The organism is Xanthomonas vasicola (assembly GCF_000772705.2).
In the GTDB taxonomy this organism is placed as follows: Bacteria; Pseudomonadota; Gammaproteobacteria; order Xanthomonadales; family Xanthomonadaceae; genus Xanthomonas; species Xanthomonas vasicola.
In genome coordinates this window covers 125,776-150,967 of the sequence record NZ_JSBW02000039.1, presented here as the reverse complement: position 1 = coordinate 150,967, position 25,192 = coordinate 125,776, and the positions used below count along the sequence as shown (strand labels likewise).

Here is a 25,192-nt window from a genome sequence, read left to right as displayed (position 1 = left end):
GCCTGCCTGCGATCTCATGCACTTAGCACTGCTCGACTCCTGCTCCGTTCATTCCCCTTGGCTGTGCCTTAGTGCACAGCGCTTCGGCCTGTCTGGGATATGCGTCGGTCGGCAAAGCATTTTGAGTTAGCCGGCGCAGCGTCCAACGCATCACATCCCGCATCCGCCAAGCCATCGCCAGGTAGGAACCTCGCACTTCTTTGAGACCTTCCATGACTCCTCGCACTTCCCCGCTCGCCTCGGCCGTATTGCTGACGCTGTCCGCCCCCGCTTTCGCCCAACCTGACGATGCGCCGGCGCCTCCGGGAGCGGTGGATCTGGATGCAATCCGGGTGCAGCAGGAACGTGCGCAGAAGCCGTCCTCACCCAAGTACACCGAGGCGCTGCGTGACACGCCGCAGACCATCACCGTGGTCACCAAGCAGACCATGGACCAGCAAAATCTGCTGTCGCTGCGCGATGTACTCAGCACCCTGCCCGGCATCACCTTCGGTGCGGGCGAAGGCGGCGGCGGCTACGGCGACAGCATCAATCTGCGCGGCTTCACCGCCAGCAGCGACATCACCACCGACGGCGTGCGCGACAGCGCGCAGTACAGCCGCAGCGACACCTTCAATCTTGAGTCGGTGGAGTTGATCAACGGCGCCAACTCGGCCATGTCCGGCGCCGGCTCGGTGGGCGGCAACATCAATCTGGTCACCAAGACCGCCGGCCAGGGCAACTTCACCAACGTCATGATCGGTGGCGGCAGCGACCGCTACGGTCGCCTCACTGCCGACAGCAATTACGATTTCGAAGACGGCACCGCCGTGCGTTTGAACGCGATGGGCCACACCCAGGACGTGCCCGGCCGCGATGAGGAATTCCGTCACCGCTGGGGCTTTGCACCGTCGGTGGCCTTCGGGCTGGGCTCAGACACGCGCTTCACACTGAGCTACCTGCACCAACACGACAACAACCTGCCGCAGTACGGCGTACCGTTCGCGCTCAGCCCGTTCAACGACGGGCCGTTACCGGGCGTGGACCGCGAGACCTATTACGGCTATCGCAATGTGTCGCGTCAGGAAATCGATGTGGACATGCTCACCGGCATGCTGGAAATGGACTTCGACGAAAACGTCAAGCTGCGCAGCCTGGCGCGGCTGCAGCGCGTGGATCAGAGCACCACCGCCACTGCACCGGAAGGCACCTGGTGCCTGCCCAACAACACCAACGCCTACACCGGCCGTGCGTGCGTCGGCCAGCCGCCCTCCACGTGGAATCCCAACAGCGGGCCGCGCGGCCTGGTGCGCGACACCGAAAATTTCATCGCGCATAGCCAAACCGATCTGACCGCCACGCTGCACACCGGTGCGATCGAGCATCGCGTGGTCGCCGGCGTGGCCTTCAGCAAGGAAGACTTCGAACTGGATAGCGGCACGATCTTCCGCAACGCTGACGGCTCCACCACCGGCATCACCTACCCGCTGCAATCGTTCGACAATCCGTACAACATCTGGACCGGCCCGCAGAACTATTTCCGCACCGGCCACAGCAAAGGCAGCCTGACCAATCAGGCGCTGTACCTGTTCGACACGCTGCAATTCAACGAGCAATGGATGCTCAACCTGGGCGGCCGCTACGAGCACAACGAGGGCGACACCACCACCTACACCGTCAATGCCGCTGGCGGTATCACCGGCGTGACCGCGGGTTTCCCTGCCGGTAGCAAGGACGATCTGTTTTCGTATCGCGCCGGCTTGGTGTTCAAGCCGGTCGAAAACGCCAGCCTGTATCTGTTCTACGCCAACAGCAAGACGCCCTCCAAGGCCTCAGTCAACGGCTCGTGCACGCCAATCGCCACGGCCACCGTGGGCGCCAACTGCAATATCGAACCGGAAAACGCCGTCAATATCGAACTGGGCGGCAAGTGGGACGTGTTGAACGAGCGTCTGGCGTTGACCGCAGCGGTGTTCCGCAACGAGCGCGAGAACTACAAGGTCAATAGTGGCGACCCGCTGATCCCCGAACAGGTACTGGACGGCAAGGCGCGCGTGGATGGTATCGCGCTGGGCGCGGCCGGCTATCTGACCGACCGCTGGTCGATCTTCGCCAACTACACCTTCCTTGATAGCGAAGTGCTGCAGAGCGTCTCCAACCGCACTGCCAGCCTTACCGGCGACCCCATCGCCGGGCGCGAGTTAGTGCAGACCCCGCGTAACGCCGGCAATCTCTGGACCACGTATCAGCTCAACCAGTGGACCTTCGGCTACGGCGTCAACTACCAGGGCAGTTTCTATCCGAACAATACCTCGACTGCGGTGTATCGCAAGACCGACGCGTATTGGGTGCACCGCGCAATGGTCGGCCTGCGCGTCAACGAGTGGCTCAGCCTGCAGTTGAACGTCAACAACCTGTTCGACAAGGTGTACTACACCAGTATCCGCAACAACCTCACCGTGAATGCTGCTGGCACCGTCACCGCCGGCAGCGGCTGGGCGTTGCCGGGCGATGGCCGCTCGGCGGTGTTGAACGCCACTTTCAGTTTCTAACCTCTGGCACGTCGTCCGCCCCGCGCGGGCGGCGTTGAGACAACCGCATGTTGCTGCCCATTCCCGATGTTCTCGGCCCCGCACAGCTCAGCGAGTTGCGCGCACGTCTGGATGCAGCCGACTGGGCAGACGGACGCATCACTGCCGGCCATCAATCGGCGCAGGCCAAGGACAATGCGCAGCTGCCCGAAGACAGCGCCATCGCGCGCGAAGCCGGCGCGCTGGTACTGGAGGCACTCTCGCGCAGCAGCACATTCTTCTCGGCGGTATTGCCGCGGCGTATCTATCCGCCGCTGTTCAATCGCTACAGCGGCGGGCAGTCGTTCGGGTATCACGTCGACAATGCGGTGCGTTACGACCGCAGTCGCGGCGGCGCCGATCCGGTGCGTACCGACGTCTCCGCCACACTGTTTCTCAGCGACCCAGACAGTTACGACGGTGGCGAGCTGGTCATCGAAGACACCTACGGCACGCAGTCGGTCAAGCTGCCGGCAGGGCACTTGGTGATCTACCCGGGCACCAGCCTGCACCGGGTCATGCCGGTCACACGCGGCACGCGCGCGGCGTGTTTTTTCTGGACGCAAAGCATGCTGCGCGATGCGGCGCAGCGCCGCCTGTTGTTCGAACTGGATGTCTCGATCCGCCGCCTCACCCAAGACACGCCCGGCCATCCTTCATTGATCCAGCTCACCGGCGTGTATCACAACCTGTTGCGGCAATGGGCCGATGTCTGAGCCGGCGCTGGACCTCGCGCAGCTGACAGCGTTGCTGCGCACGCAACCGGAACAGGCACGCGCGCTGTTGCACAAAGCCGCTGCGCGCCAGGACGTGGGCGCACAACTCCTGCTCGCGCAGATGTACGCCGAAGGACGCGGCATTGCCGCAGATCCGGCCGCGGCGATGCTGTGGTACGAAGTGGCTGCCAACGCCGGCCACGCGGAGGCGATGAATCAGCTGGGCCGTTGCCATGAGTTGGGTTTCGGCACGGCCATCAACGCGATGCTGGCCGTGTTGTGGTATCGCCGCGCCGCCGAACTTGGGCTGGATTGGGGCATGTACAACCTGGCGCACATGTACGCCTCCGGGCGCGGCGTGGCGCAGGACCACACGCAGGCATTGGCGCTGTATCGCCGTGCGGCCGAACGCGGACATGCCAAGTCGATGAACTTCCTGGCGCGCTATCTCGATCAAGGGCTCGCTTGCGATGCCGATCCGGTAGCCGCACGCGCCTGGTATCAGCGTTCTGCCGAAGCTGGCGATTTCCGCGGCCAGGCCGGCTACGCCACGCTGCTTGCCGACAGCGGCGAGCTTGATGATGCCGAACAGTGGATGCGCCGCGCCATCGCAGGTGGTCATGCCGGCTTTCTGCACCAGCTCACGCCGTTGCTGGCCGGCACGCGCCATCCACGCCTGCATGCTTTACTGCACGAGGTGGCCGCACGGCAGCTCCAACTGCAGCCTCGCGTCCCCGCAGACGTGGCTTGAGCGCAGCATGTCGACGTCAAACGACACTTCCCTCGCCACCGCACAGCAGCGCCGCGGTTTCTGGCTGCGCATGCTGCATCAATGGCACTGGATCAGCTCGGCGCTGTGTCTGATCGGCATGCTGCTGTTTACGATCACCGGGCTGACTTTGAATCACGCCGCACGTATCGAGGCCAGCCCGTCGACCGAACAACGCACGCTGACACTGCCGCCCGCGCTACTGCAGACGCTGGGCACGCGGCAGGACGGCAACGCACCGCTGCCGCCGCGCGTGGCGCAATGGCTGGGGCGCCAGCTCGATATCAGCGTCGGCACACGCGACGGCGAATGGTCGGCCGACGAGGTGTATATCGGGCTGCCGCGCCCCGGCGGCGACGCCTGGCTGAGCCTGGACCGTGCGACGGGCGCAATCGAATACGAGCGCACATCGCGCGGCTGGGTCGCCTATCTCAACGATCTGCATAAAGGCCGCAACGCCGGGCCGGCCTGGGGCTGGTTTATTGATGTGTTCGCCATCGCTTGCCTGGTGTTTTGCATCACCGGCCTGTTCCTGCTGCATCTGCATGCGCGCCAGCGGCGCATGACCTGGCCGCTGGTCGGCCTGGGCGTGCTGATTCCATTCCTGCTTGCCCTGCTATTGATCCACTGACTTTTGCCTAACGGAGACGATCATGCGCGCCACCTTGACCATCGCCTTGAGCGGCCTGCTCGCCATGCCGGCGTATGCAGCCACGCTCGACATCAACGTCGAAATTCCCAAGCTCAATGTCGCCGAATACCACCGCCCGTATGTGGCGATCTGGCTGGAAGGCGCAGACCAGAAGGTCGCCACCAATCTGGCTGTCTGGTATCAATCCAAGGACACCGCCGAAGGCCATGGCACCAAGTGGCTGCCGGATCTGCGTCAGTGGTGGCGCAAGAGCGGCCGCACTCTGACCGTGCCGGTCGATGGCGTGACCGGCCCTACCCGTCCGGCCGGCGCACATGCGCTGTCGTTCTCGGACACCAAGGGCGCATTGAAGTCGCTGCCTGCAGGGCAATACACGCTGGTGGTGGAAGCTGCACGCGAAGTGGGTGGCCGCGAACTGATCAAGGTGCCTTTCACCTGGCCGGCGACCTCGGCACAGACAGCAAAGGCCAGCGGCAGCAGCGAGCTCGGTGCAGTCAGTCTGGTTGCAAAGCCCTGAGCGCTGCGTTGCCGTTCGTATCTGTCCAGCACGTCGCTTTTAATTTTGTAACGCACACGTTGCGCGTTTGCGCCAATTCCTGCAGCTCTAATCCATCGTCTTCCACGCATCCACACAGCGCTGCAGTCTGGCGCTGATCGGACACGTGACCCATCGTCGCCATCGTCTTTCAAGGAGTTGTCATGAAACGCTCGCTCGTCCTGGGCGCCCTGCTTGCCGCACTGCCGCTCAACGCACTCGCTCACAAGGCCTGGTTGCTGCCGTCGCAGACCGTCATCGCCGGCGAAGCGCCGTGGATTACGGTGGATGCCGCGGTCTCCAATGACCTGTTCTATTTCAACCACGTGCCGCTGCGCTTGGACAACCTGAGCGTCACCGCACCCGATGGCAGCGCGCTCAAGCCGGAGAACCCGGCCACCGGCAAGTACCGCAGCGTGTTCGACCTGCAGCTCACCCAGCCGGGCACCTACAAGCTCACCATCATCAACGCCGGCCTGTTCGCCAGCTGGAAAGAAGACGGCAAACCCAAGCGCTGGCGCGGCAACGAAAACAGCTTCGCTACTGAAGTGCCGAAAAATGCCAAAGAACTGCAGGTATCACAATCGCTCAATCGGGTGGAAACCTTCGTCACCCGCGGCGCACCCACGACCACCGTGTTCAAGCCTAGCGGCAAGGGCATTGAATTGATTCCGGTCACACATCCAAATGATCTAGTCGCTGGCGAATCCGCGCAGTTCACCCTGCAGGTGGACGGCAAACCGGCCGCCGGGGTGGAGATCGAAATCGTACGCGGCGGCACCCGTTACCGCGATGCGCAGAACGAGATCAAGCTCAAAACCGATGCCAAGGGTGGCTTCAGTGTGACCTGGCCAGAGGCGGGGATGTACTGGCTGGAAGTGACCAGCGAAGACGCCAAGACCTCGCTGCCGCAGGCCAAGCAACGGCGCCTTGGCTATGTCGCCACGCTGGAAGTGCTGCCGCAATAAGAGCAGCGAAAACTGCCGCGCATATCGACAGACAGGCGTGGAAAGTGCTCGGTGCGGCAGGAACCACTCGTCCGCTGCGATTCCTGTGCGCCATCACATCGCCCGTCGAGCACTCGCTACTTTTTAGCCACGTTAAGCTGCCAGACGCGGCAGGAACCACATGTTTGCTGCATCCTGCTGCTTTCCGCACCTACACGATCACGCCATGCCTGCAGCGCCTTCCGCCGACCACGACATCGCCACCCTGGGCGGCCGCAGCATGGGCACCACCTGGAGCGTGAAACTGGTGGCGCCCCGCGGACGCGACCTGCATCCGCTGCATGCATGCATCCAAGCCGCACTGGATCGTGTCGTGGCACAGATGAGCACCTGGGAAGCCGAATCAGATATCAGTCGCTACAACCGTGCGAAGGCTGGTCATTGGCAGACATTGCCCGCAGAGTTCCATGCGGTGCTGCGCGCCGCGCTGGACATCGCCCAGGCCAGCGGCGGCGCTTTCGACCCCACCATCGGCCCGATGGTCGAGTTGTGGGGCTTTGGCGCCTCCGGCGGCCGACAACGCGTGCCCTCGCGTGAGCAGATCGCGCTGGCCAGCTTGCGGTGCGGCTGGCAGCGTCTGGATCTGGACGGCATGCGCGTACTGCAACCTGGCGCAGTGGCATTGGATCTGTCGGGAATTGCCAAGGGCTTCGGCGTGGACAGCGTGCACCACGCGCTCGTGCAGGCCGACATCACCAGCGCGTTGATCGAAGTCGGCGGCGAATTGTTCGGCTACGGCCACAAGCCCGATGGCAGCGCATGGCGCGTGCTGGTCGAATCGGCACCCGACGAAGACGCCAGCGTGGCATTGCCCTCGCGCGTCCTCGCGCTGGATGGCCTGGCAGTAGCCACCTCAGGCGATCGCTGGCACCGCTTCGACGCCGATGGCATCCGTTATGCGCACACTTTCGACCCGCGCACCGGCGCACCGGTGCCGCACGCGCCTGCAGCCGTCACCGTGCTCGCACGCGAGGCCATGCACGCCGATGCCTGGGCCACGGCAATGACCGTGCTCGGCGTCGATGCCGGACTCGCCTATGCACACGCTGCGCAACTGGCGGTGCGCTTCCTCTGGCGCAGCAACAACACGCTCCATGAATCAATGAGCCCAGCGTTCGAACAGCATCTGGCTGCTTCATGAGTCTTGCAATACCACGCGCCCAGTTCGGCAAAGGGCTTGTAGTGCTTGCACTGATAGCGCTGCTCGCATGGTTCGGCAGCTTGTATAACGGCATGTGGTGGAGTCCGCCAACGCCGTATCGCTGGCAACTGGCTGCACTCGCCGTGGCGGTGTACGCCGCGCTGTGCCTGATCGTCGCTTGGCGCTCGCGCACGCGCGTCACCGCGCAACGCGGCGAGGCCAGCGGCATATTGATTGCCTGGGCAAGCCAGACCGGTTTTGCGCGCGAACTGGCCGAGCGCAGCGCCACTGCGCTGCAATCGGCAGGCGTGGGCGCATGCGCACTGCCGCTGGACGCGGTGGATGCCAGTGAACTCGCGCGCGTGCCGCGGCTGTTGTGCATCGTCAGCACAACCGGCGAAGGCGATGCACCAGACCACCTGCAGGCTGCCGAGCGCGGCTGGCTTGCGGGCGACAGCCAGGATCTGGCCGCGGTGCGTTACGCCGTGCTAGCGCTTGGCGACCAACGTTATGCGCAGTTCTGCGCGTTCGGCCGCCGCCTCGACAATCGCTTGCAAGCGCGCGGCGCAACACCGTTATTCCCGCGCATCGAGGTCGACAACGCAGACCCACGTGCGCTGCAACAGTGGCAGCGACAGCTGGTGGAACTGACGCCCACACTTGCAGCGCAGCCGCCTTGGAATATACCGACTTATTCGGACTGGGAACTGCGCGAGCGTGTCCACGTCAACCCCGGCAGTGCCGGCGCACCGATCTATCGGCTGCGGCTGACGCCTTGCAATGGTGAATTACCAACGTGGAAAGCAGGCGACATTACCGAGATCGCGCCACAGCATCCAGCCGCTACGGTGGATGCCTGGTTGCAGCACCATCAGTACGATGGTGCGCAGCGTATCGAAAACCGCACGCTGCGCGAATGGCTTAGCGGCTCACAGCTTCCTGTGGGCTCGGCTATGGAACTTGATGTAGAGATGGCTGCGCGTGGGAAATCAACTGACAAGCTAGAAGCAAAAATAATCGCAAAGGTTGATGTCGTGGGTCTAGCCACGAGCAACGCAAATGGAACTGTATATGCACATGCACATGCACATGCACATGCACATGCACATGCGACTGAAATCGTAACTGCGAATGCGACTGCCATTACGGATATATCTTCAGGTATCGGTAGCGCATCACCACTGGACACTGCAACGCTGGTGCGGAACCTGGTCGCCCTACCTCATCGCGACTATTCGCTAGCCTCAATTCCCGATGAAGGTCATGTCGAACTGCTGGTACGCAAACACCACAACAGCGACGGCAGCCTGGGCCTGGGCAGTGGCTGGTTGTGCGTGCACGCACCGATCGGCGCACCGATTGCATTGCGCCTGCGCAGCAACCCCGGCTTTCACCCGCCTGCACCGGACCAGCCCATGCTGCTGATCGGCAACGGCACCGGCATCGCCGGCCTGCGCGCACATCTGCGCGCACGCATCGCTGTCGGCGCGCGACGCAACTGGTTGGTGTTCGGCGAACGCAACGCTGCGTACGATGCACTGTACGCAGACGAACTACAGCACTGGCAACAGACCGGCTGGCTCGAAGGGCTGGACCGCGTGTATTCGCGCGACCAAGATCAACCTGCACGCTATGTGCAACACGCACTGGCTGCGGCCGCCGCCGACGTGCGCTTGTGGGTCGAACAAGGTGCCTGCCTCTACGTCTGTGGCAGCTTGCGCGGCATGGCGCCTGAAGTAGACAACGCGCTAGACAATATTCTGGGGGCATCCGTCAGACAGCAGCTGCTACACGACGGCCGCTACCGGCGCGACGTGTACTGACCCGCCGTACACCCGCCGCCAGACCTTTCACGCCAATGATCGGCCAAACGCGCGTCGACGCCATGGCCCGTCCAGCACACCCTCGACATAGACACCGCCCGCTGGCCTTCGAAAAAACACGGTCTACAAACCGCGCGCAGACGCACATACAAGATTTCCAGACTGCCCACGAGCGATACGGGCTTACTGCTGGGGATCTGCCACAGGCAGGACCGAGTTAGCGGCATCCGTTAGGCTCAATGTTCCGGCAGCGGACTCACCCGAATCGCCCACAATTCGCCACCGCCGTCGAGCACATAGCGGGTACGCGTCGCTGCGCTCAGCCACGCGGTATCGCCAGCCGCTAACGGCGGCAAACCGCCATCGCGCCCGAAGCTCGCCTGGCCGGCAAGCAAGTGAATGGCCCAGGCGCTACCGGGGTCTGCAAAGAACAACATGGTGCCGACCAACGGACGATGCAGCAACTCGGTCTGCAGCAAGTCGCGCCGCCACATCAGATTGAAATCCTGGGTTGGCCCGTCGAGCAGCGTCGCGTGCACCGTCTTTTCGCCGGCAAATCGCACGCGTTGATAGGGCGGCAATAAATCCACGCAGCGCCCACCGTCCGCAGGGTGTGCAACAAGACGCTCGGCACTGCTTAATACTTCAACGACGTCAGCACGTTCGCCGAGACTCTCCGCGCCAAGAGCATCCGAATCGCTAACCTTCCAGGCAGCGGCACCTGCAACGGTTTCGGTTTCGTCGGTGCTGACATTGGCGCCAGAACTCGCACTTGCATGGGTATCGGCATCAGCATCGCGATTGCCGAACGTCAAGCGCATGCCATTGCCACGCAGCAACACCAACTCACGATCGATGCCTGCAAATGCGGAAAACGCAGCATCCTGCTCGATTTCGGCAATCGAAAGGCGCAACGCCCATTCGTCCGTATCACCCAGACGCAGGATCTCGCGGGTCCAACCCAATTGATTGCGCCACCGCTCACGGCGGTACTCGGTGGCCGGAATCACCCGGCTGCTCAGGTCTGTCAGCTGCATCGGCGCATTGTGCCTGAAAGCGCTCGACCGACGACCACGCTCTTTTGTTGCCGGACGGACTGCCTGCATCAGAAAAGCCATCCCTTAGCGAGGCGGATCTTTGACAGCTAAAAGCGAGCGAGTAACAGAACGGCCGTCACTCCGCTGGACGGAACACCGTGAGTGCCCCGTACGGGATGATCCTTTCGAACACTGGGCTCTATGGCGACATCCCCACCAGCCTGACACTTGTTTGCCAAGTGTTGCAGACGGTCAAACACCCTGTCGCTGCGTATCCCAAGTCTCTTCAACGCCCAAACGAAAAACGCCCGGCTGCACATCCAAGTGCAACACCGGGCGATTCCACGTCCTTGTCGGCTTCCAGCCATCCCCCGGACATCCTGTCCAGTTAGGTTGCGGCCACGCATCCTCGCGTCGAACCGTATCTCGGATCCCTTCCCCTTAACGCCGTCCCACCGGTTTCACCGCCGCCCCCTTGGCAGCCTTCTTGGCGGGAGCCATCGTGGCTCCTACTTCGATCAGGTCACGATTCCGTTCGACCGTCTTGAGTCCGATGCCCTTGACCAGTGCCAGTTCCTCGGCACTTTTGAAGGGACCGTTTGCCTGACGGTGCTCGACGATTGCCTCGGCTTTTGATCGCCCGACATTCATCAGCACCTTGTCCAATTCCTCAGCAGACGCGGTGTTGATATCGACCTTGTCGAGTGCATACGCATTCGAGGACAACAGCAACGCCAGTAGCAGGGACTTCAGGACTACGGTAAATGACTTCATTGCAACGCTCCTTGTGGCTTGGGTGATGGTCCTAGCCAGCATTCCTGCCGGCGGAGCCAGTGTCCCGCGCCACGTGCAGCAATCCTATCGCCAACGAACTTTTCACACAGCAGGTGAACTGCGCGCCGCCTTGTAGGGAAATACCTACCCCCTAGCGCAGGCGTAGAATCTTTGATTACGTCACGCATTCGGAGCCTTCATGGACAGCGCCAAGATCGACCAATTCGTCAGCGATACCTGGGACCGCGAGATCGTCCCGCAGCTGGTCGATTACATCCGTATTCCCAACAAGTCACCGATGTTCGACGCCGATTGGGTGGCTCATGGCTACATGGAACAGGCGGTCGTGTTGATGGAAACCTGGGCGCGCGCCCAGGCCATCGACGGCATGCAGGTCGAGGTGGTGCGCCTGGAAGGCCGCACGCCATTGATCTTCATCGAAATTCCGGCCACTGGCCCTGAATCGGGCGACGACACCGTGCTGCTGTACGGTCACTTGGACAAGCAGCCGGAGATGACCGGTTGGGATGCCGACCTCGGCCCTTGGGAGCCGGTGTTGCGCGACGACAAGTTGTACGGGCGTGGTGGCGCCGACGACGGCTACGCGATCTTCGGGTCGCTGGCCGCGATTCTCGCGCTGCGCACCCAGGGCCTGCCGCATGCGCGCTGCGTGGTGCTGATCGAGGCCTGCGAAGAATCCGGCAGCTACGACCTGCCGGCCTATGTGGACCATCTGGCCGAGCGCATCGGCAAGCCATCGCTGGTGGTGTGCCTGGACTCGGGCTGCGGTAATTACGAGCAGCTGTGGTGCACGACCTCGCTGCGCGGGCTGACCGGCGGCAACCTGACAGTCAAAGTGCTGGAAGAAGGCGCGCACTCGGGCGATGCCTCGGGCGTGGTGCCGTCCAGCTTCCGCCTGCTGCGCCAGCTCTTGTCGCGCATTGAAGACGAAACCACCGGCCGCATCCTGCTCGACGGCCTGCATGTGGAGGTGCCCGCCGAGCGACTGACGCAGGCAAAGGCCGCAGCGGCCACGCTGGATACCGCGATCTTCGACAAGTTCCCGATGGTCGATGGCTTAGTGCCGATGCATGAGGATCTGACCGAGCTGGTGTTGAACCGCACCTGGCGCCCGGCGCTGTCGATCACCGGCGTGGACGGCATGCCACCACTGGCGTCGGCAGGCAATGTGCTGCGCCCGCAAACGGCGGTGAAACTATCGCTGCGACTCCCGCCAACGGCGGACGGCAAGGCCTGCGGCGAGTTGCTCAAGCAGGCATTGCTGCGCGACCCGCCCAACGGCGCACAGGTCACGCTGGAGTTGGAAAAGGCCTCGTCCGGCTGGAATGCCCCGGCCATGGCAGCGTGGCTGGAAAAGGCCATCGACGACGCCAGCCAGGCATTTTTCGACAAGCCGGCGATGTACATGGGCGAAGGCGGCTCGATTCCGTTCATGGGCATGCTTGGCGGAAAATTCCCCGGCGCGCAGTTCATGATCACCGGCGTGCTCGGCCCGCATTCCAATGCGCATGGGCCGAACGAGTTCCTGCACATTCCGATGGGCAAGCGCGTGACCGCTTGCGTGTCCAAGGTGATTGCCGACCATCACGCTGCTTGTCTGCGCGGCGAAACCAGCGGCTCGCCGGTGGCTGCCGATAGCGGCACCCGTCATGGTGGGCATGGCTGCTGTTGAATTGACGGCCTCATTGGTGCGTGCCGCTGGCGCGCATCGATGAATGAGAGGTTGGCGCGTTGAGCGCGGGTGCGTAGATCGTTTGGCTGCTAGCCCGGTTAGCTGGTTTTGGCGCCCAAGCTCGCCGTTGCAACTTGGGTGCCTAACTCATGCATCGCCTCTGGTCTAGCACCCTCATCCCACCCCTCTCACGAGGGGAGAAAGACCAGCAATTACTCTTGTTCGCAAGAGCATTTAGTGGTGATCGGCCTGGCTCAGCACTGATGTCTTCCGCATACATCTCACCGGCAACGGTTTCCCGAAAAGGTCTCTTTCCTTGAAAGACGACCTACCAGCTGGGAAGCCAATTTATCTATCAAATGACTTGCCTGAAGCTAGGAGCGCTTGGCAGCGGAAGCCGAAGACCACGCCTTTCTGAAGACAATGCATCGGCGCGGTCACTCCAGCGCCCGCTGCGCTAGGCAGTGACACCCGAAATGCTAGTCTGCCGATCCCGTCCACCTCCGGTGCTGCAATGAATCATCTATTTGGTAGCGACAGCTGGCTCTACATTCTGCTGGTCGGCTTCATGGTCGGCCTGCTGGCGCGTTTCATTACGCCGGGTACGCAACGCCTGGGCTGCCTGTTGACGATCGTGCTCGGCATTGCCGGTGCCGTGGTCGCTAGCTGGTTTGGCCGCTACATGGGTTGGTACCGCGCGGGCGAGCCGGCCGGTTTTCTTGGAGCGTTGCTCGGGGCGATTGCGATCCTGGCGTTGTTGCGGTTGTTCAGCGGCAGCAAACGCTAAGCGCTTCACTGCGCGTCTGATCTGTTTACCCATCACTTCATGATACCCACTCGATCCATGACGTCACTTCATCCGGATACCGCGCGCGACGCGCTTCGTTTGCATTGGGCACAACACGCGCTCGACGATCCACAGGCGTCGCTTCAGCGCGCGTCGGTCGATGCGGGGTTTCGCAGTTATTGGCGCGCGCGCGGGCACGGTGTGGATCGCATCTTGATGGATGCGCCGCCACAGCTGGAAAACGTTGCGCCGTGGCTGCGCATGCATGCGCTGTTGGGCGCACATGGCGTGCGCGTGCCGCAGGTGCTTGCCCAGGATCTGGAGAACGGGTTTTTGCTATTGGAGGACCTGGGCGTGCCAACGCTGGCACAGGTACTCACTGACGCCAACGCCGACGACTTGCTGGATGGCGCGATCAGCCAGCTGCTGTTGCTGCAACAAATTCCACCACCTGCCGATAGCGGCGTGTTTGGCGAAGCGCTGCTGCAGCGCGATGCCGGTTTGTTCGAAGAGTGGTTTTTAGGCCGCCACCTGAGCGTACAGCTGGACTGCGCCCATGCCGAGCAGTTGCAATTGGTGCAGCGCCGTTTGATGGACAACGCGCTGGCGCAGCCGCGCGTGTTTACCCATCGCGATTTCATGCCACGCAATCTAATGCCGGTGCCCGATGGCCCGGCGGTGTTGGACTTTCAGGATTGTGTCATTGGCCCGATCGCCTACGACCCGATCAGTCTGTTCAAGGACACCTCGGTAAGTTGGCCACTCGCCCGGGTAGACGGTTGGCTGCAGCACTATCACGCACGTGCATCTGCGGCAGGATTGCCGGTGCCGCCGCTGGCGCAGTTTCTGCGCGATGCAGACTGGCTGGGCGTGCAGCGACATCTGAAAAACCTGGGCATTTTCTCCCGTCTGAGCCAGCGCGATGGCAAGCATTGGTATCTGGATAATGTTCCGCGTTTCGTCGCGTATCTGGAAGAAGTACTGCCCCGTTACGCCGAGCTGGCGCCGTTGATCGGTTTGCTGGACGAGGTAATCAAGCCGGCGCTGGCTGCGCGTGCGCAGCAGGCGACGACATGAAGGCGCTGATCTTTGCCGCAGGGTTCGGCGAGCGCATGCGCCCGCTGACCGAGCGCACACCCAAGCCGCTGCTGTCGGTCGGTGGCACGCCGTTGATCGTGTGGCATCTGCGCAAATTGGCGGCGCTGGGCGTAGACGAGGTGGTGATCAACACCTCGTGGCTGGCCGAGCAATTTCCACACGTTTTGGGCGACGGCAGCGCGTTCGGTCTTCGCCTGACCTATTCGTATGAAGGTGCGACGCCGCTGGAAACCGGTGGCGGCATGTTGCATGCGCTGCCGCTGTTGGGCGATGCCCCATTTCTGTTGGTCAACGGCGACATCTGGACCGATTTCGATTTTGCCCGTCTGTCGCATGCCCCCGAAGGGCTGGCGCAGCTGTTGCTGGTGGATCAACCCAGCCACGCAACGCGCGCAGACTTTGCGCTGGATGCGGACGGCAAAGTGCGCGCAGATCTGCCCGCGACGCTGACCTATTCCGGCATCGGCATGTATCGCCCGGCGCTGCTGCGCGATTGGCAAACTGTCATTGGTCAGTTGCCAGAGCAGCACGGCACGGCACCGCGGTTTGCGTTGGCGCCGATCCTGCGTGCGCAGACGGCGGCAGGCTTGATCGGTGGCATCCACCACTCTGGACGCTGGACCGATGTCGGCACGCCGCAGCGGCTGGCCGAGCTGGATGCACAGTTGCAGCGCGACAGCAGCTGATCGCAACTTTGCTGTTCTAACTCTGGTAATCATTGGCTGGTTGCTTGTTGAAGAACAGAGGCACCGCGCAAGCGTATTGCTAGTTGCTTATTGAGAAGGTTGCGCACCGACCAACCTGACTCGTCCTTGCCCGCCTCACCATCGCGGGACCCTTGGCGGCATGGATGCCACCACGGAGCTTACAGGGACGTACTTGCAGCGTGTCCCGCGATGGTGGGCGGGCAAGGGCCCTGCAGCAACGTTAAGACCCTGAGTGCGCGGTGACCTCACCAGACAGTGCGCTGGCTGCTCTATTGAAGAACCACTACACCGCGTCGCGCGATTTGCTGGCTGCGTTATTGAGAGCCATGCGCACGGAGCGATCTCGGTGAGGCCTTGCGGCCAAGCCGCAGATTAGTCCCTACGACCCACGATCCTCGAGCACACGCCGAAGAAACGGCACCGTGATGCGGCGTTTTGCGGCCAACGATTCGCGATCCAGGCGATCCAGCAAGGCCACCAGACCGGCCAGCTCGCGCTCGCTATGGGTCAGCAGCCAGTCGATTGCGGCGTCGTCCAGGGCCAGGCCACGACGCTGCGCGCGGTCACGCAACACTGCCGCACGTGCAGCATCGTCGAGTACCGGCAAACCGATCCGGATGCATTGCGACAGTCGCGAATGTAGGTCCGGCAACACCAACGCCAGCCCATCGGGCATTTGGCGCGCGGTGTACAACAGCGTAATGCCGGCTGCGCGCGCGCGGTTGTGGAAATCGAACAAGGCCACTTCATCGTCGCGCTGCCCGGCGATGCTTTCTACGCCGTCCAAGGCAACGAGGCTGCGGCCTTCCAGCGCTTCGAGTGCATCGCGCAAGCGGCCGGCGGCTGCCTGCAGCGGCAGATACGCCGGCGTGCGCCCGGCCTGCTCGGCAGCGGCACACAGCGAGAGCGCAAGATGTGTCTTGCCGGTGCCGGCGGAGCCAGACAGATAAAGCCAATCGCTCACCTGCCCCGCGGCCAGCGCCTGCAGTTGCGTAAGCAGGCCGTCGGGCGCGGCGATGTAACTATCGAAACGCTGATCGGGTGGCGCGCGCAACGCCAGCGGCAACTGCGGAACGCTCACAACCGATCTGCGTCCTTGCCGGGTTCGACAATCACGCTGCGCTCGGGCGTGGACTGCAGCACGATACCGGCGCGCTCGCCCGCATACAGATCGCTGCGGGTATATTGCTGATGCGCATAGCGCAGCAACACGTTGGCCACCGCCGCTACCGGCAATGCCAGCAACATGCCAAGGAAGCCGAACAACTGGCCACCGGCCATCACCGCAAAGATCACCGCAACCGGGTGCAGACCGATCTTGTCGCCCACAATGCGCGGGGTGAGCACATAGCTTTCCAGCAACTGGCCCACGGTGAACACCACGCCCACGCCGATCAGTAACTTCAGGTCCAGCCCTTGCGCCTGCACGATGGCCGCCAGCAACGCGAGCACGATGCCGGTGGTCGCACCCAGGTACGGAATGAAGCTGATGAGGCCGGCGATGATGCCGATCAACAAGCCCAGATTGAGCCCGATGATGGACATACCGGTGGCGTAGATCGCCCCCAGCGCCAGCATCACCAGGAACTGGCCGCGAATAAAGCCGCCAAGCACATCATTGGATTCCTGCGCCAGCCGGCTCACGGTACCGATGTAGGCACGCGGGATCACCGCCGCCACACGTTCGACCAGACGGTCCCAGTCGCGCAGAAAGTAGAACGCCAGGATTGGCAACAGCGCCAGGTTGATCACCCAGGTGACCATCGCAAATCCCGAACGCGACACGTAGCCGAAGAGGGTCTTGGCGGCACCACCGGCCTGTTCCCAATGGCTGCGGATCCAGTCGATCAAGCGTTCTGGATCCAGCCATGCCATCAACTGCATGCCGGTCTTGGCTTCCAGCCACGGGATGGCGGTGCCGATCGCCCAGTTGCGCATCTGCGGCAGCGCATCGATCAAGGTCATGATCTGGCGTTCGATCATCGGCACCAGAATCATCAATGCCAGCACGAATAGCAGCGTTGCCAGCACGAAGACCAGCATCACCGCGACATTGCGCGAGCGCCCGGCGCGTTCGATGCGATCCACCAGCGGGTCGCCCAGCCATGCCAGCAACAGCGCCAGCACGAACGGGGTCAGGATCGGCGCCAGCAGCGAGACCACCCACAACACACCGACAATCACCGCCGCCCATTTGAGGCGGCGCAGAAACTGGGCAATTTCGGCTTCGGGAGTCAAAGTCATTTCAGGCGGTACTCGGCGTGCTCGTTTTCGAGAATGATCGGACCCTCGGTCGGTACCGAGACCGAAACCAACGGGCTGTTGTCGCCGAGCATACGGTTGAGGCCAGAAATGCCCGTGAGTAGTTCCAGATCCAGTTCCATGCGGTCGCCGTTGGCGCTGACCGGGCGGATGCTGCGTACCACCGACACGCCCTGCAGCGCAGCCGACACGCGCAGGTAGTCGTCGGCGCTGCTGACGCCGGTGATCACCACGCGGTAGACACCGGGCACACCCGAATCCACCCGCTTGGCGTAGCGCTTGACCAGCGCATCGGCAGCGCCGTCGGCACCGGCGGCCATCGCGCGGCGTGCATCGCCGTCGCTGCTAGTCCAGCTGGACAACACATTGCCGTTGTCCACGAACACCCAGTCGGCGGTCCAACCGGCAGCGTTGCGGTAGAGCTTGCCGATCAACTGCATCGGCGGGCTGTATTTGGCCGAGGCGCGCGACACCGCCGCGGTGTCCTTGCGCCAGATTGCGCCGGCCAGCGCCTGCTCGGCAGCTGCGCCGCTCGGCAGACCGAGCCGGTAGCCGCGCTCGATGGCACGGTCGAGCACGCTACGCGCCGCGTTGGCCTGGGCGACACCAACCAGACGCGGGCCGCTGCCGTCATCGATGGCCAGCCACAGCACCGGCTTGGGACGCGGTAACGGCCACACCGGCAGGCCCAGCGCAGCGATCAAGTCATCCACATCCGACTGCCGGAAGCGCGCCACCAAGGTGGTGCGGAAGGTCGGCGCGCCGGTGCGCGAGGTGCCCTGATCCTGGCGGTAGTCGTAGTGTTCGACGTAGTTGGGTGCATTGCGCAGCGCCTGCGGCACTCCGGGGCGGCTCATCACGCCGCGGTCGCCGGAGACCTTGCCCAGCACGGCGCCCAGCGCGCGCGCCAGTGCGCCGGGGCGATCGGATTCGCTCTGACTGTTGACCGGCACTTCGGCGTCATAGGCACTTTGCGCCTTGGCAACGTCGCCTTCGGTGCGCAGATCTGCCTGCGCAAAGGCCGGAGCAACGGGCATTGCGACCACGAGGGCGAGAAAGAAAGCGAGACTGCGGCGCATCGACGGTTCCATGACATAAGCGTATCCGGGTGAATTGTTGCCCGAATGGGGCGCTAGCGCCAACGTGGCTGTTAAAATCGCCGCCTTTACTGCCGAGCCACCCCTGCCCGTGACCAGCCAAACGCCTTCCAGCCCCTCGCCCATGACCTACCGCGACGCGGGTGTCGACATCGACGCCGGCAATGCATTGGTCGAACGCATCAAGCCCCTGGTCAAGCGCAGCTTCCGGCCGGAGGTGATGGGTGGCCTGGGCGGATTCGGCGCACTGTTCGACTTGTCAGGCAAGTACAAGGAGGCGGTGCTGGTGTCCGGCACCGACGGCGTGGGCACCAAGCTCAAGCTGGCCCAGCAGTTGGGTCGGCACGACACCATCGGCATCGACCTGGTCGGCATGTGCGTCAACGACGTGCTGGTACAAGGCGCCGAGCCGTTGTTCTTTCTGGACTATTTCGCCACCGGCAAGCTCGACGTGGACACTGCTGCGGCAGTGGTCGGCGGCATCGCACGCGGCTGTGAGCTCTCCGGCTGCGCGCTGATCGGCGGCGAGACCGCCGAAATGCCCGACATGTACCCGCCGGGCGAATACGACCTGGCCGGCTTCACCGTGGGTGCAGTCGAGAAGTCGCAGCTGCTGGATGGCGCGCAGGTGCGCGAAGGCGACGTACTGATCGGCATCGCCTCGTCGGGTCCGCATTCCAATGGCTATTCGTTGATCCGCAAGATCTACGCGCGTGCCGGTGCGCCGGCCGAGCATGTGCTGGACGATGGCACCAAGCTGATCGATGCGCTGATGGCGCCGACCGCGCTGTACGTCAAGCCGGTGCTGGCGCTGCTGAAGTCGCACGGCGAATCGATCCACGCGATGGCGCACATCACCGGCGGTGGCCTCACCGAAAACATCATTCGCGTGATTCCCGATGGGTTGGGCCTGGACATCGACGCCGCTGCCTGGACGCTGCCGCCGGTATTCGCCTGGCTGCAGCGCGAAGGTGCGGTGGCCGATGCCGAAATGTGGCGTACCTTCAACTGCGGGATCGGCTTCGTGCTGATTGCCGCGCCCGCGGAAGCGGCTGCGCTGGAACAGGCGCTGGATGCGCAGTCACTGGCGCATTGGCGCATTGGTCAGGTGGTGCCGGCACACGGCGACGAGCGCGTGCGCATCGGCTGAGCGAGGAATCTGCATGGACGCCTCCTCACCGCCGACATTGGCGTTGGCGTCGGCCAGCGCCGATGACCTGCAGCATCTCAAGCTGCTGTCGCTCTTCCATTACGTGCTGGGCGGTCTCACCGCGCTGTTTTCATTGCTCCCGTTGATCCACTTGGCCATGGGTATTGCGATCGTCACCGGGCAGCTGCCGATGGACAATGCCAATCCGGACGGGCCGCCGATGGATCCGCGCTGGGTCGGCTGGATCTTCGTGATCATTGCAGCGATGCTCATCCTGGGCGGCCTTACCATGGCCGGATTCATGGCCTACGCCGGCCGCTGCATTGCCCAGCGCAGGCGGCATCTGCTGTGCCTGATCGTGGCCGGCATTTCCTGTTCTTTCATGCCGCTCGGTACCGTACTTGGTGTGTTCACGCTGGTGACGCTGCTGCGCCCGCGGGTCAAGGCGCTGTTCGGCGTCGGCAACACGGCTGTTTGAGCCCTCTGTGAGGACGTTATTCAATGCACGCACCTGACGCCCGCCTGCGCCTGGCCGTGCTCGCCTCCGGGCGCGGCAGCAATCTGCAGGCCATTGTCGATGCGATCGCCAGTGGGCATCTGCATGCCGAGGTGGTCGGGGTGTTTTCCGACCGCCCGCAGGCGCCAGCGTTGCGGAAGGTCGAGCAGACGCGTCGCTGGAGCGCCAGCCCGCGCGATTTTGCCGACCGTGCTGCGTTTGACGCCGCACTCGGCGATGCGATCGCTGCGACGCAGCCGGACTGGGTGATCTGCGCTGGCTATATGCGCATTCTGGGTGAGCCGCTGGTGCGCCGCTTTGCCGGGCGCCTGCTCAACATCCATCCGTCGCTGCTACCCAAATACCGCGGTCTGCACACCCACGCACGGGCGCTGGAAGCCGGCGATGCAGAGCATGGCGCCAGCGTGCACCTGGTGGTGCCGGAGCTGGATGCCGGCACGGTGATTGCCCAGGCACGTGTCCCGGTGTTGCCCGGCGACAGCGCCGAGCAATTGGCCGCGCGCGTGCTTGCCCGCGAGCACCCGCTGCTACTGGCCACGCTGGAACTGCTCGCCAGTGGTCGCGTCGCGGTGCATGGCGATGCCGTGCATATCGATGGTCAGTGCCTGTTTACGCCATTACGACTAGAGTCCGCAGATATCGCATTCGCCTGAATGCGGATACGCCCCCCTCATCCCGTCTCGGACATTCTTGCGGCCCCAGTGCCCGCTACCAGCGCATGAACGTCATCCCGATCGCTACCGCGCTGTTAACCGTCGCCCTCCTCAGCCAGGCTGGCACTGGCCGTGCGCAGCAGGCACCTGCCGCGCCCGCGCAAGGCGCGCCTGCGCTGGCCGTACCTGCTCCGGGTGCGGCCCCTGCCGCTGCACCGGCATCGTCAGCTGCCCTGCCCGCCAGCACCTGGACACCGCCGCCGCTGGAGCCGTTCGTAGCGACCTATCAGGCGTTCTACCGTGGCAAAGAGGCCGGCGATGCCACCATGCAGGTCAGCCATGGCGACGGTAGCCAGTGGCGCATCGACATGTCGGTGCGTGGCCGTAAGGGCTTCGCCAGCATTTTGGGCCTGAACCTGGAACAGAGCACGGTCTTCCGCGTCGACGGCGACACATACGTGCCGCTGAGCCAGAGCACGGTGCGCAAGGCGATGTTCTTCGGCAAAAAGGTCACCGGCGTCTACAACTGGCAAGCCGGCACCGCGCAGTGGAACGGCGATCTGAAGGAAGATCGGCAGCAGCCGATTCCGTTGCAGCACGGCGACCAAAGCGCGTTGTCGCTGAACCTGTCGCTGATGCGCGATGCCCAACCCGGGCGCAACCTGAGCTATCGCTATGTCGATGTGGGCAAGGTGCGCAAATACGACTACCGCGCTGCCGATGCAACAGAAGTGGTGCAGGTGGGCGATCTGAGCTACGACGCCCTGCGCGTATACCGCGTCAACAGCGGCGACAACGAAACCATCCTCTGGATTGCGAACGGAGTTCCGACTCCGGTGCGCATCCTGCAACGTGACAAAGGTGAAGATCAGATCGATCTGCGCCTGGTCGAATACCAAGGAGCCTAAACGATGAAACTCTTCTCCCGTACCAGCGCCGTGATCGCCGCCGCCGCATTGGCGATGTCCAGCCTGCCCGCCTTCGCCATGCAGCCGTTCCAGGCCGACTATTCGGCCAATTACATGGGCATGCAGGCCAATGGCACCATGACCCTGGCCGCTGCCGGCGCAAATAAGTGGCGCTACACGCTCACCATCCAGAACCAGTTGGCCAACCTGACCCAGAGCACGGTGTTCGAAGAAGCCAACGGCCAACTGCGCCCGGTAAGCAGCAACGACACCTCGTCGATGATGGTCAAGCGCCGCAATGTCACTGCCAACTACGACTGGAAGACCAGCCAGGCCACCTGGGGCGGCGACATCAAGCCGGACCGCCGCGGCCCGGTGAAACTGCAGCCCGGCGACATGGATGCGCTGCTGATCAATCTGGCGATCACGCGCGATCTGGCCGCCGGCAAGCCGCTCAACTACCGCATGGTGGACGAAGGCCGCATCAAACCGATGAGCTACAAGGTGGTCGGCAAGGAAACCATCACCGTCAACGGCAAGCAGGAACAGGCCACCAAGGTGTCGCGCGTGGACGGCGACAAAGAATTGATCGCGTGGGTGGTCAAGGATCTGCCGGTGCCGGCGCGTCTGCTGCAGAAAGAAAAGGGCCAGGACGCGCTGGACCTGACCATCAAGGCGCTGCGCTAAGCGATCTTCGCCAGCGCGAGCATGCATAAAAGCGCGCTGAGGTGCGTTGCTGCTTAGGCATGTGGCAGGGAGAACCGCCAACAGGAGCATGTTGGCAGTTGGTCACTGAAGTTCGCGCCGCACGCTTGATGCTGTCACCTCCATAGAAAGATGCTGTTGGATCCGCACAAGAGGCGTTTTCCCACTTTCTGGGAAACGCCTTTTTTATTGGCTCTTGCGATACAACTGAGCGGCGATCCTCCAATGAATGGCTGACATGCCGGCGGAATTCCTCCGCTTGAATCATTGGGATGCGTCCTTTAGCTCGGGGCTAAAGCTTGGTGCTTAGCGTGTGCCCTCGCCAGAGAGTTTGCTGGCAGCTTTGCTGAAGCGATAGAACAGGGTGAGGCGCTCTGCCGGTGCTTTACCGACTACACGCACCGACCATCTCGACTGGTCCTTGCCCACTCACCGTCGCGCGACTCTTGGCGGCATGGATGCCGCCACGGAGCTTACATGGACGTACTTGCAGCGTGTCCTGCGATGGTGGGCGGCAAGGGCCCTGCAGCAAACTCACAGCGTCAGAGAGTTTGTTGGCTGCTTTATTGAAGGCGATGACACAGCAGCCGACCGATCTACGGATCACCGATCGGCCCCCTAGGCATTTCTTCTTGAATTGCGCTTTGGAAGGCGGAGCGAGGACGACGCGCGAAGAATTACTGGCAGCTTTGCTGAAGCGATAGAACAGGGTGAGGCCCTCTGCCGGTGCTTTACCGACTACACGCACCGACCATCTCGACTGGTCCTTGCCCACTCACCGTCGCGGGACCCGTGGCGGCATGGATGCCGCCACGGAGCTTACATGGACGTACTTGCAGCGTGTCCTGCGATGGTGGGCGGCAAGGGCCCTGCAGCACAGCCGCAGATCCGTCGCTCTTTAACTGAGCGATCAGAGACAGACCGACCTGCCGAAACTCAAGGCTTACCCGCAGCCTTGTCATCGCCAGTCGTAAACATTGTGCGGCAATCCACGCGAATCTGCTGGTTGTTCTTGCGCCAATAAAACAGATCGCAATGGCGTTTTCCTTCGACAGTCTTTTTCACTGCAACTGCATAGAACGATTGCGCGATTTCGTCGCGGCTGGCAGTGCCGTCGTTGTTCCAGTCCATGTCCTTGAATTCGACGCCCTGGGTGATGGCCATGCCCACGCTCCAGGCGTAGGCCAGCCACGCCAGGATCAGCACGATCACGCCCAGCAGGATCTTGCGCCGGGTGGTGAAACGACCGCGCAGGATCATGCGGTGCGCTGGATGGTCGCGCCCAGCGCCCCCAGCTTCTCCTCGATGTTTTCGTAACCACGGTCCAGGTGGTAGATGCGATCGATGGTGGTGTTGCCTTCGGCGACCAGGCCGGCCAGGATCAACGATGCCGATGCGCGCAGGTCGGTCGCCATCACCGGCGCGCCACTCAGGCGTTCGGCACCGCGCACGATGGCGGTGTGCCCTTCAACCTGGATATCCGCACCCAGGCGAAGCAGCTCGTTGACGTGCATGAAGCGGTTTTCGAAGATGGTTTCGTTGATCACGCCAACGCCGTCGGCCACGCAGTTGAGCGCCATGAATTGCGCCTGCATATCGGTGGGAAACGCCGGGTACGGCGCAGTGGTCAGGCTGACCGCGCGCGGACGCTTGCCCTGCATATCCAGCGTGATGCTGTCGGCGGTGGTGGTGATGGTGGCGCCGGCTTCGGTGAGCTTGTCCAGCACCGCATCCAGGGTTTCCGGGCGCGCGCGGCGCACAGTGACGCTGCCGCCGGTCATCGCTGCGGCAACCAGGAAGGTACCGGTTTCGATGCGGTCCGGCAGTACCGCATGGTGCCCGCCGCCCAGACGCTCAACGCCCTGCACCACGATGCGCGGGGTGCCGGCGCCTTCGATCTGCGCGCCAAGCGCGATCAAGCAGTCGGCCAGGTCGGTGACTTCGGGCTCCATCGCCGCGTTTTCCAGCACCGTAGTGCCCTCGGCAAGCACCGCAGCCATCAGTACGTTCTCGGTGCCGGTGACGCTGACCATGTCGAATACATAGCGGGAACCCTTCAGGCGTCCGTTGCTGGTGGCCTTGATGTAGCCGTTTTCCACACTGATGTCCGCACCCAGCGCCTGCAGGCCCTTGATGTGCTGATCCACCGGGCGCGAACCGATCGCGCACCCGCCGGGCAGCGACACTTCGGCGGTACCGTAGCGCGCCAGCAGCGGGCCCAGCACCAAGATGGAGGCGCGCATGGTCCTGACCAGCTCATACGGCGCAATCTGATGCGTGACCGAGCGCGGGTCGACCAGGATGGAGCGGCCCTTGGCCAACGTGCCTTCGTCGATGGTCACTTCGGCACCCAGCTCGCTGAGCAATTTCACCGTGGTGATCACATCGTGCAGATGCGGCACGTTGCTGATTTCTACCGGCGCGTCGGCCAGCAGGGTCGCGCACAGGATCGGCAGCACTGCGTTCTTGGCGCCGGAAATATTGACTTCGCCGTGCAGCGCTTGGCCGCCGGTCACTACGATTTTTGCCATGGGAATCTAAGCAATCCGAAAATGAAAGGTATGTCGGGGGAATGACGTGCGAGCGTTTCGGCCTTGGTGCAAACGGCCTTG

General features: G+C 63.1%; 24 protein-coding genes. 17 read left to right on the top strand and 7 right to left on the bottom strand.

The genetic code is table 11. The features are described from left to right. Positions 1-212 precede the first annotated feature (212 nt). The 8 genes from NX05_RS10065 (at position 213) to NX05_RS10030 (ending at position 9,192) form a co-directional block, all read left to right on the top strand. Positions 213-2,531 (top strand): TonB-dependent receptor, encoded by a 2,319-nt coding sequence (locus NX05_RS10065; protein WP_039433285.1) that lies wholly within the window; start codon positions 213-215, stop codon positions 2,529-2,531. 47 nt (positions 2,532-2,578) lie between these two features. After that, positions 2,579-3,265 carry a Fe2+-dependent dioxygenase gene (locus tag NX05_RS10060; RefSeq protein ID WP_039433284.1) on the top strand — a complete coding sequence of 229 codons (687 nt, stop codon included), beginning with the start codon at positions 2,579-2,581 and terminating at the stop codon, positions 3,263-3,265. Continuing rightward, positions 3,258-4,016, top strand: a complete 759-nt coding sequence (locus NX05_RS10055) for a tetratricopeptide repeat protein (RefSeq protein ID WP_039433282.1) — start codon at positions 3,258-3,260, stop codon at positions 4,014-4,016. Before NX05_RS10060 ends, NX05_RS10055 begins: the two co-directional genes overlap by 8 nt. Before the next feature lie 7 nt (positions 4,017-4,023). Continuing rightward, a complete protein-coding gene (locus NX05_RS10050; RefSeq protein WP_010369276.1) occupies positions 4,024-4,665 on the top strand; it encodes a PepSY-associated TM helix domain-containing protein in 642 nt (213 codons plus the stop codon). Between the two features lie 22 nt (positions 4,666-4,687). Beyond that, the gene (locus NX05_RS10045; RefSeq protein ID WP_039433279.1) at positions 4,688-5,203 is read left to right on the top strand and encodes a DUF2271 domain-containing protein; all 516 of its coding nucleotides are present in this window, start codon (positions 4,688-4,690) and stop codon (positions 5,201-5,203) included. 182 nt (positions 5,204-5,385) lie between these two features. After that, on the top strand, positions 5,386-6,189 hold the full coding sequence (locus NX05_RS10040; protein WP_039433278.1) for a DUF4198 domain-containing protein: 804 nt from the start codon (positions 5,386-5,388) through the stop codon (positions 6,187-6,189). Between the two features lie 205 nt (positions 6,190-6,394). Continuing rightward, complete coding sequence (locus tag NX05_RS10035) at positions 6,395-7,369, top strand: FAD:protein FMN transferase (protein ID WP_039433276.1); 975 nt, start codon at positions 6,395-6,397, stop codon at positions 7,367-7,369. Continuing rightward, positions 7,366-9,192: a flavodoxin domain-containing protein gene (locus NX05_RS10030; protein ID WP_039433274.1), complete on the top strand. Its 1,827-nt coding sequence runs from the start codon at positions 7,366-7,368 to the stop codon at positions 9,190-9,192. The genes NX05_RS10035 and NX05_RS10030 overlap by 4 nt, the downstream gene beginning before the upstream one ends. Before the next feature lie 236 nt (positions 9,193-9,428). Here NX05_RS10030 and NX05_RS10025 read toward each other — a convergent pair whose 3' ends face one another. Both NX05_RS10025 and NX05_RS10020 read right to left on the bottom strand, forming a co-directional pair. Next, the gene (locus NX05_RS10025; RefSeq protein WP_039433272.1) at positions 9,429-10,229 is read right to left on the bottom strand and encodes a HutD/Ves family protein; all 801 of its coding nucleotides are present in this window, start codon (positions 10,227-10,229) and stop codon (positions 9,429-9,431) included. Positions 10,230-10,670: 441 nt separating this feature from the next. Next, positions 10,671-11,045, bottom strand: a complete 375-nt coding sequence (locus NX05_RS10020; RefSeq protein ID WP_008572623.1) for a ComEA family DNA-binding protein — start codon at positions 11,043-11,045, stop codon at positions 10,671-10,673. Between the two features lie 157 nt (positions 11,046-11,202). Here NX05_RS10020 and NX05_RS10015 point away from each other — a divergent pair, with 157 nt between their 5' ends. The 4 genes from NX05_RS10015 (at position 11,203) to murU (ending at position 15,267) form a co-directional block, all read left to right on the top strand. Beyond that, on the top strand, positions 11,203-12,696 hold the full coding sequence (locus NX05_RS10015) for a M20 family metallopeptidase (protein WP_039433270.1): 1,494 nt from the start codon (positions 11,203-11,205) through the stop codon (positions 12,694-12,696). A gap of 514 nt (positions 12,697-13,210) precedes the next feature. Next, a complete protein-coding gene (locus tag NX05_RS10010; RefSeq protein ID WP_039433267.1) occupies positions 13,211-13,483 on the top strand; it encodes a GlsB/YeaQ/YmgE family stress response membrane protein in 273 nt (90 codons plus the stop codon). 57 nt (positions 13,484-13,540) lie between these two features. After that, positions 13,541-14,560, top strand: a complete 1,020-nt coding sequence (locus NX05_RS10005) for an aminoglycoside phosphotransferase family protein (protein ID WP_039433266.1) — start codon at positions 13,541-13,543, stop codon at positions 14,558-14,560. Further along, positions 14,557-15,267 carry an N-acetylmuramate alpha-1-phosphate uridylyltransferase MurU gene (gene murU, locus NX05_RS10000; RefSeq protein ID WP_039433264.1) on the top strand — a complete coding sequence of 237 codons (711 nt, stop codon included), beginning with the start codon at positions 14,557-14,559 and terminating at the stop codon, positions 15,265-15,267. Before NX05_RS10005 ends, murU begins: the two co-directional genes overlap by 4 nt. A 400-nt stretch (positions 15,268-15,667) precedes the next feature. Here murU and hda read toward each other — a convergent pair whose 3' ends face one another. From hda to NX05_RS09985, 3 genes are read right to left on the bottom strand one after another with little or no spacing between them, the layout of a single operon-like run. Next, on the bottom strand, positions 15,668-16,369 hold the full coding sequence (hda, locus tag NX05_RS09995) for a DnaA regulatory inactivator Hda (protein WP_039433262.1): 702 nt from the start codon (positions 16,367-16,369) through the stop codon (positions 15,668-15,670). Then, positions 16,366-17,532, bottom strand: coding sequence for an AI-2E family transporter (locus tag NX05_RS09990; RefSeq protein WP_010369246.1), 1,167 nt, complete (start codon positions 17,530-17,532; stop codon positions 16,366-16,368). Before NX05_RS09990 ends, hda begins: the two co-directional genes overlap by 4 nt. Beyond that, the gene (locus tag NX05_RS09985; protein WP_017113341.1) at positions 17,529-18,641 is read right to left on the bottom strand and encodes a DUF2066 domain-containing protein; all 1,113 of its coding nucleotides are present in this window, start codon (positions 18,639-18,641) and stop codon (positions 17,529-17,531) included. The genes NX05_RS09990 and NX05_RS09985 overlap by 4 nt, the downstream gene beginning before the upstream one ends. 22 nt (positions 18,642-18,663) lie before the next feature. On the opposite strand from NX05_RS09985, the gene purM reads away from it, so the two are divergent. The 5 genes from purM to NX05_RS09960 all read left to right on the top strand — a co-directional run bounded on the left by purM (position 18,664) and on the right by NX05_RS09960 (position 22,562). After that, positions 18,664-19,797 (top strand): phosphoribosylformylglycinamidine cyclo-ligase, encoded by a 1,134-nt coding sequence (gene purM / locus NX05_RS09980; RefSeq protein WP_172645734.1) that lies wholly within the window; start codon positions 18,664-18,666, stop codon positions 19,795-19,797. A 13-nt stretch (positions 19,798-19,810) separates the two neighbouring features. Continuing rightward, on the top strand, positions 19,811-20,275 hold the full coding sequence (locus NX05_RS09975) for a hypothetical protein (protein ID WP_010369241.1): 465 nt from the start codon (positions 19,811-19,813) through the stop codon (positions 20,273-20,275). A gap of 23 nt (positions 20,276-20,298) precedes the next feature. Further along, on the top strand, positions 20,299-20,967 hold the full coding sequence (gene purN / locus NX05_RS09970) for a phosphoribosylglycinamide formyltransferase (protein ID WP_039433259.1): 669 nt from the start codon (positions 20,299-20,301) through the stop codon (positions 20,965-20,967). A 65-nt stretch (positions 20,968-21,032) separates the two neighbouring features. Next, positions 21,033-21,875, top strand: coding sequence for a DUF3108 domain-containing protein (locus NX05_RS09965; RefSeq protein ID WP_010369236.1), 843 nt, complete (start codon positions 21,033-21,035; stop codon positions 21,873-21,875). Between the two features lie 3 nt (positions 21,876-21,878). Next, complete coding sequence (locus tag NX05_RS09960; protein WP_017118884.1) at positions 21,879-22,562, top strand: DUF3108 domain-containing protein; 684 nt, start codon at positions 21,879-21,881, stop codon at positions 22,560-22,562. A 954-nt stretch (positions 22,563-23,516) separates the two neighbouring features. On the opposite strand, the gene NX05_RS09955 is transcribed toward NX05_RS09960, so the two are convergent. Beyond that, a complete protein-coding gene (locus NX05_RS09955; RefSeq protein ID WP_039433258.1) occupies positions 23,517-23,840 on the bottom strand; it encodes a hypothetical protein in 324 nt (107 codons plus the stop codon). Continuing rightward, on the bottom strand, positions 23,837-25,111 hold the full coding sequence (murA, locus tag NX05_RS09950; RefSeq protein WP_010376895.1) for a UDP-N-acetylglucosamine 1-carboxyvinyltransferase: 1,275 nt from the start codon (positions 25,109-25,111) through the stop codon (positions 23,837-23,839). Before murA ends, NX05_RS09955 begins: the two co-directional genes overlap by 4 nt. Between the last annotated feature and the right edge of the window lie 81 nt (positions 25,112-25,192).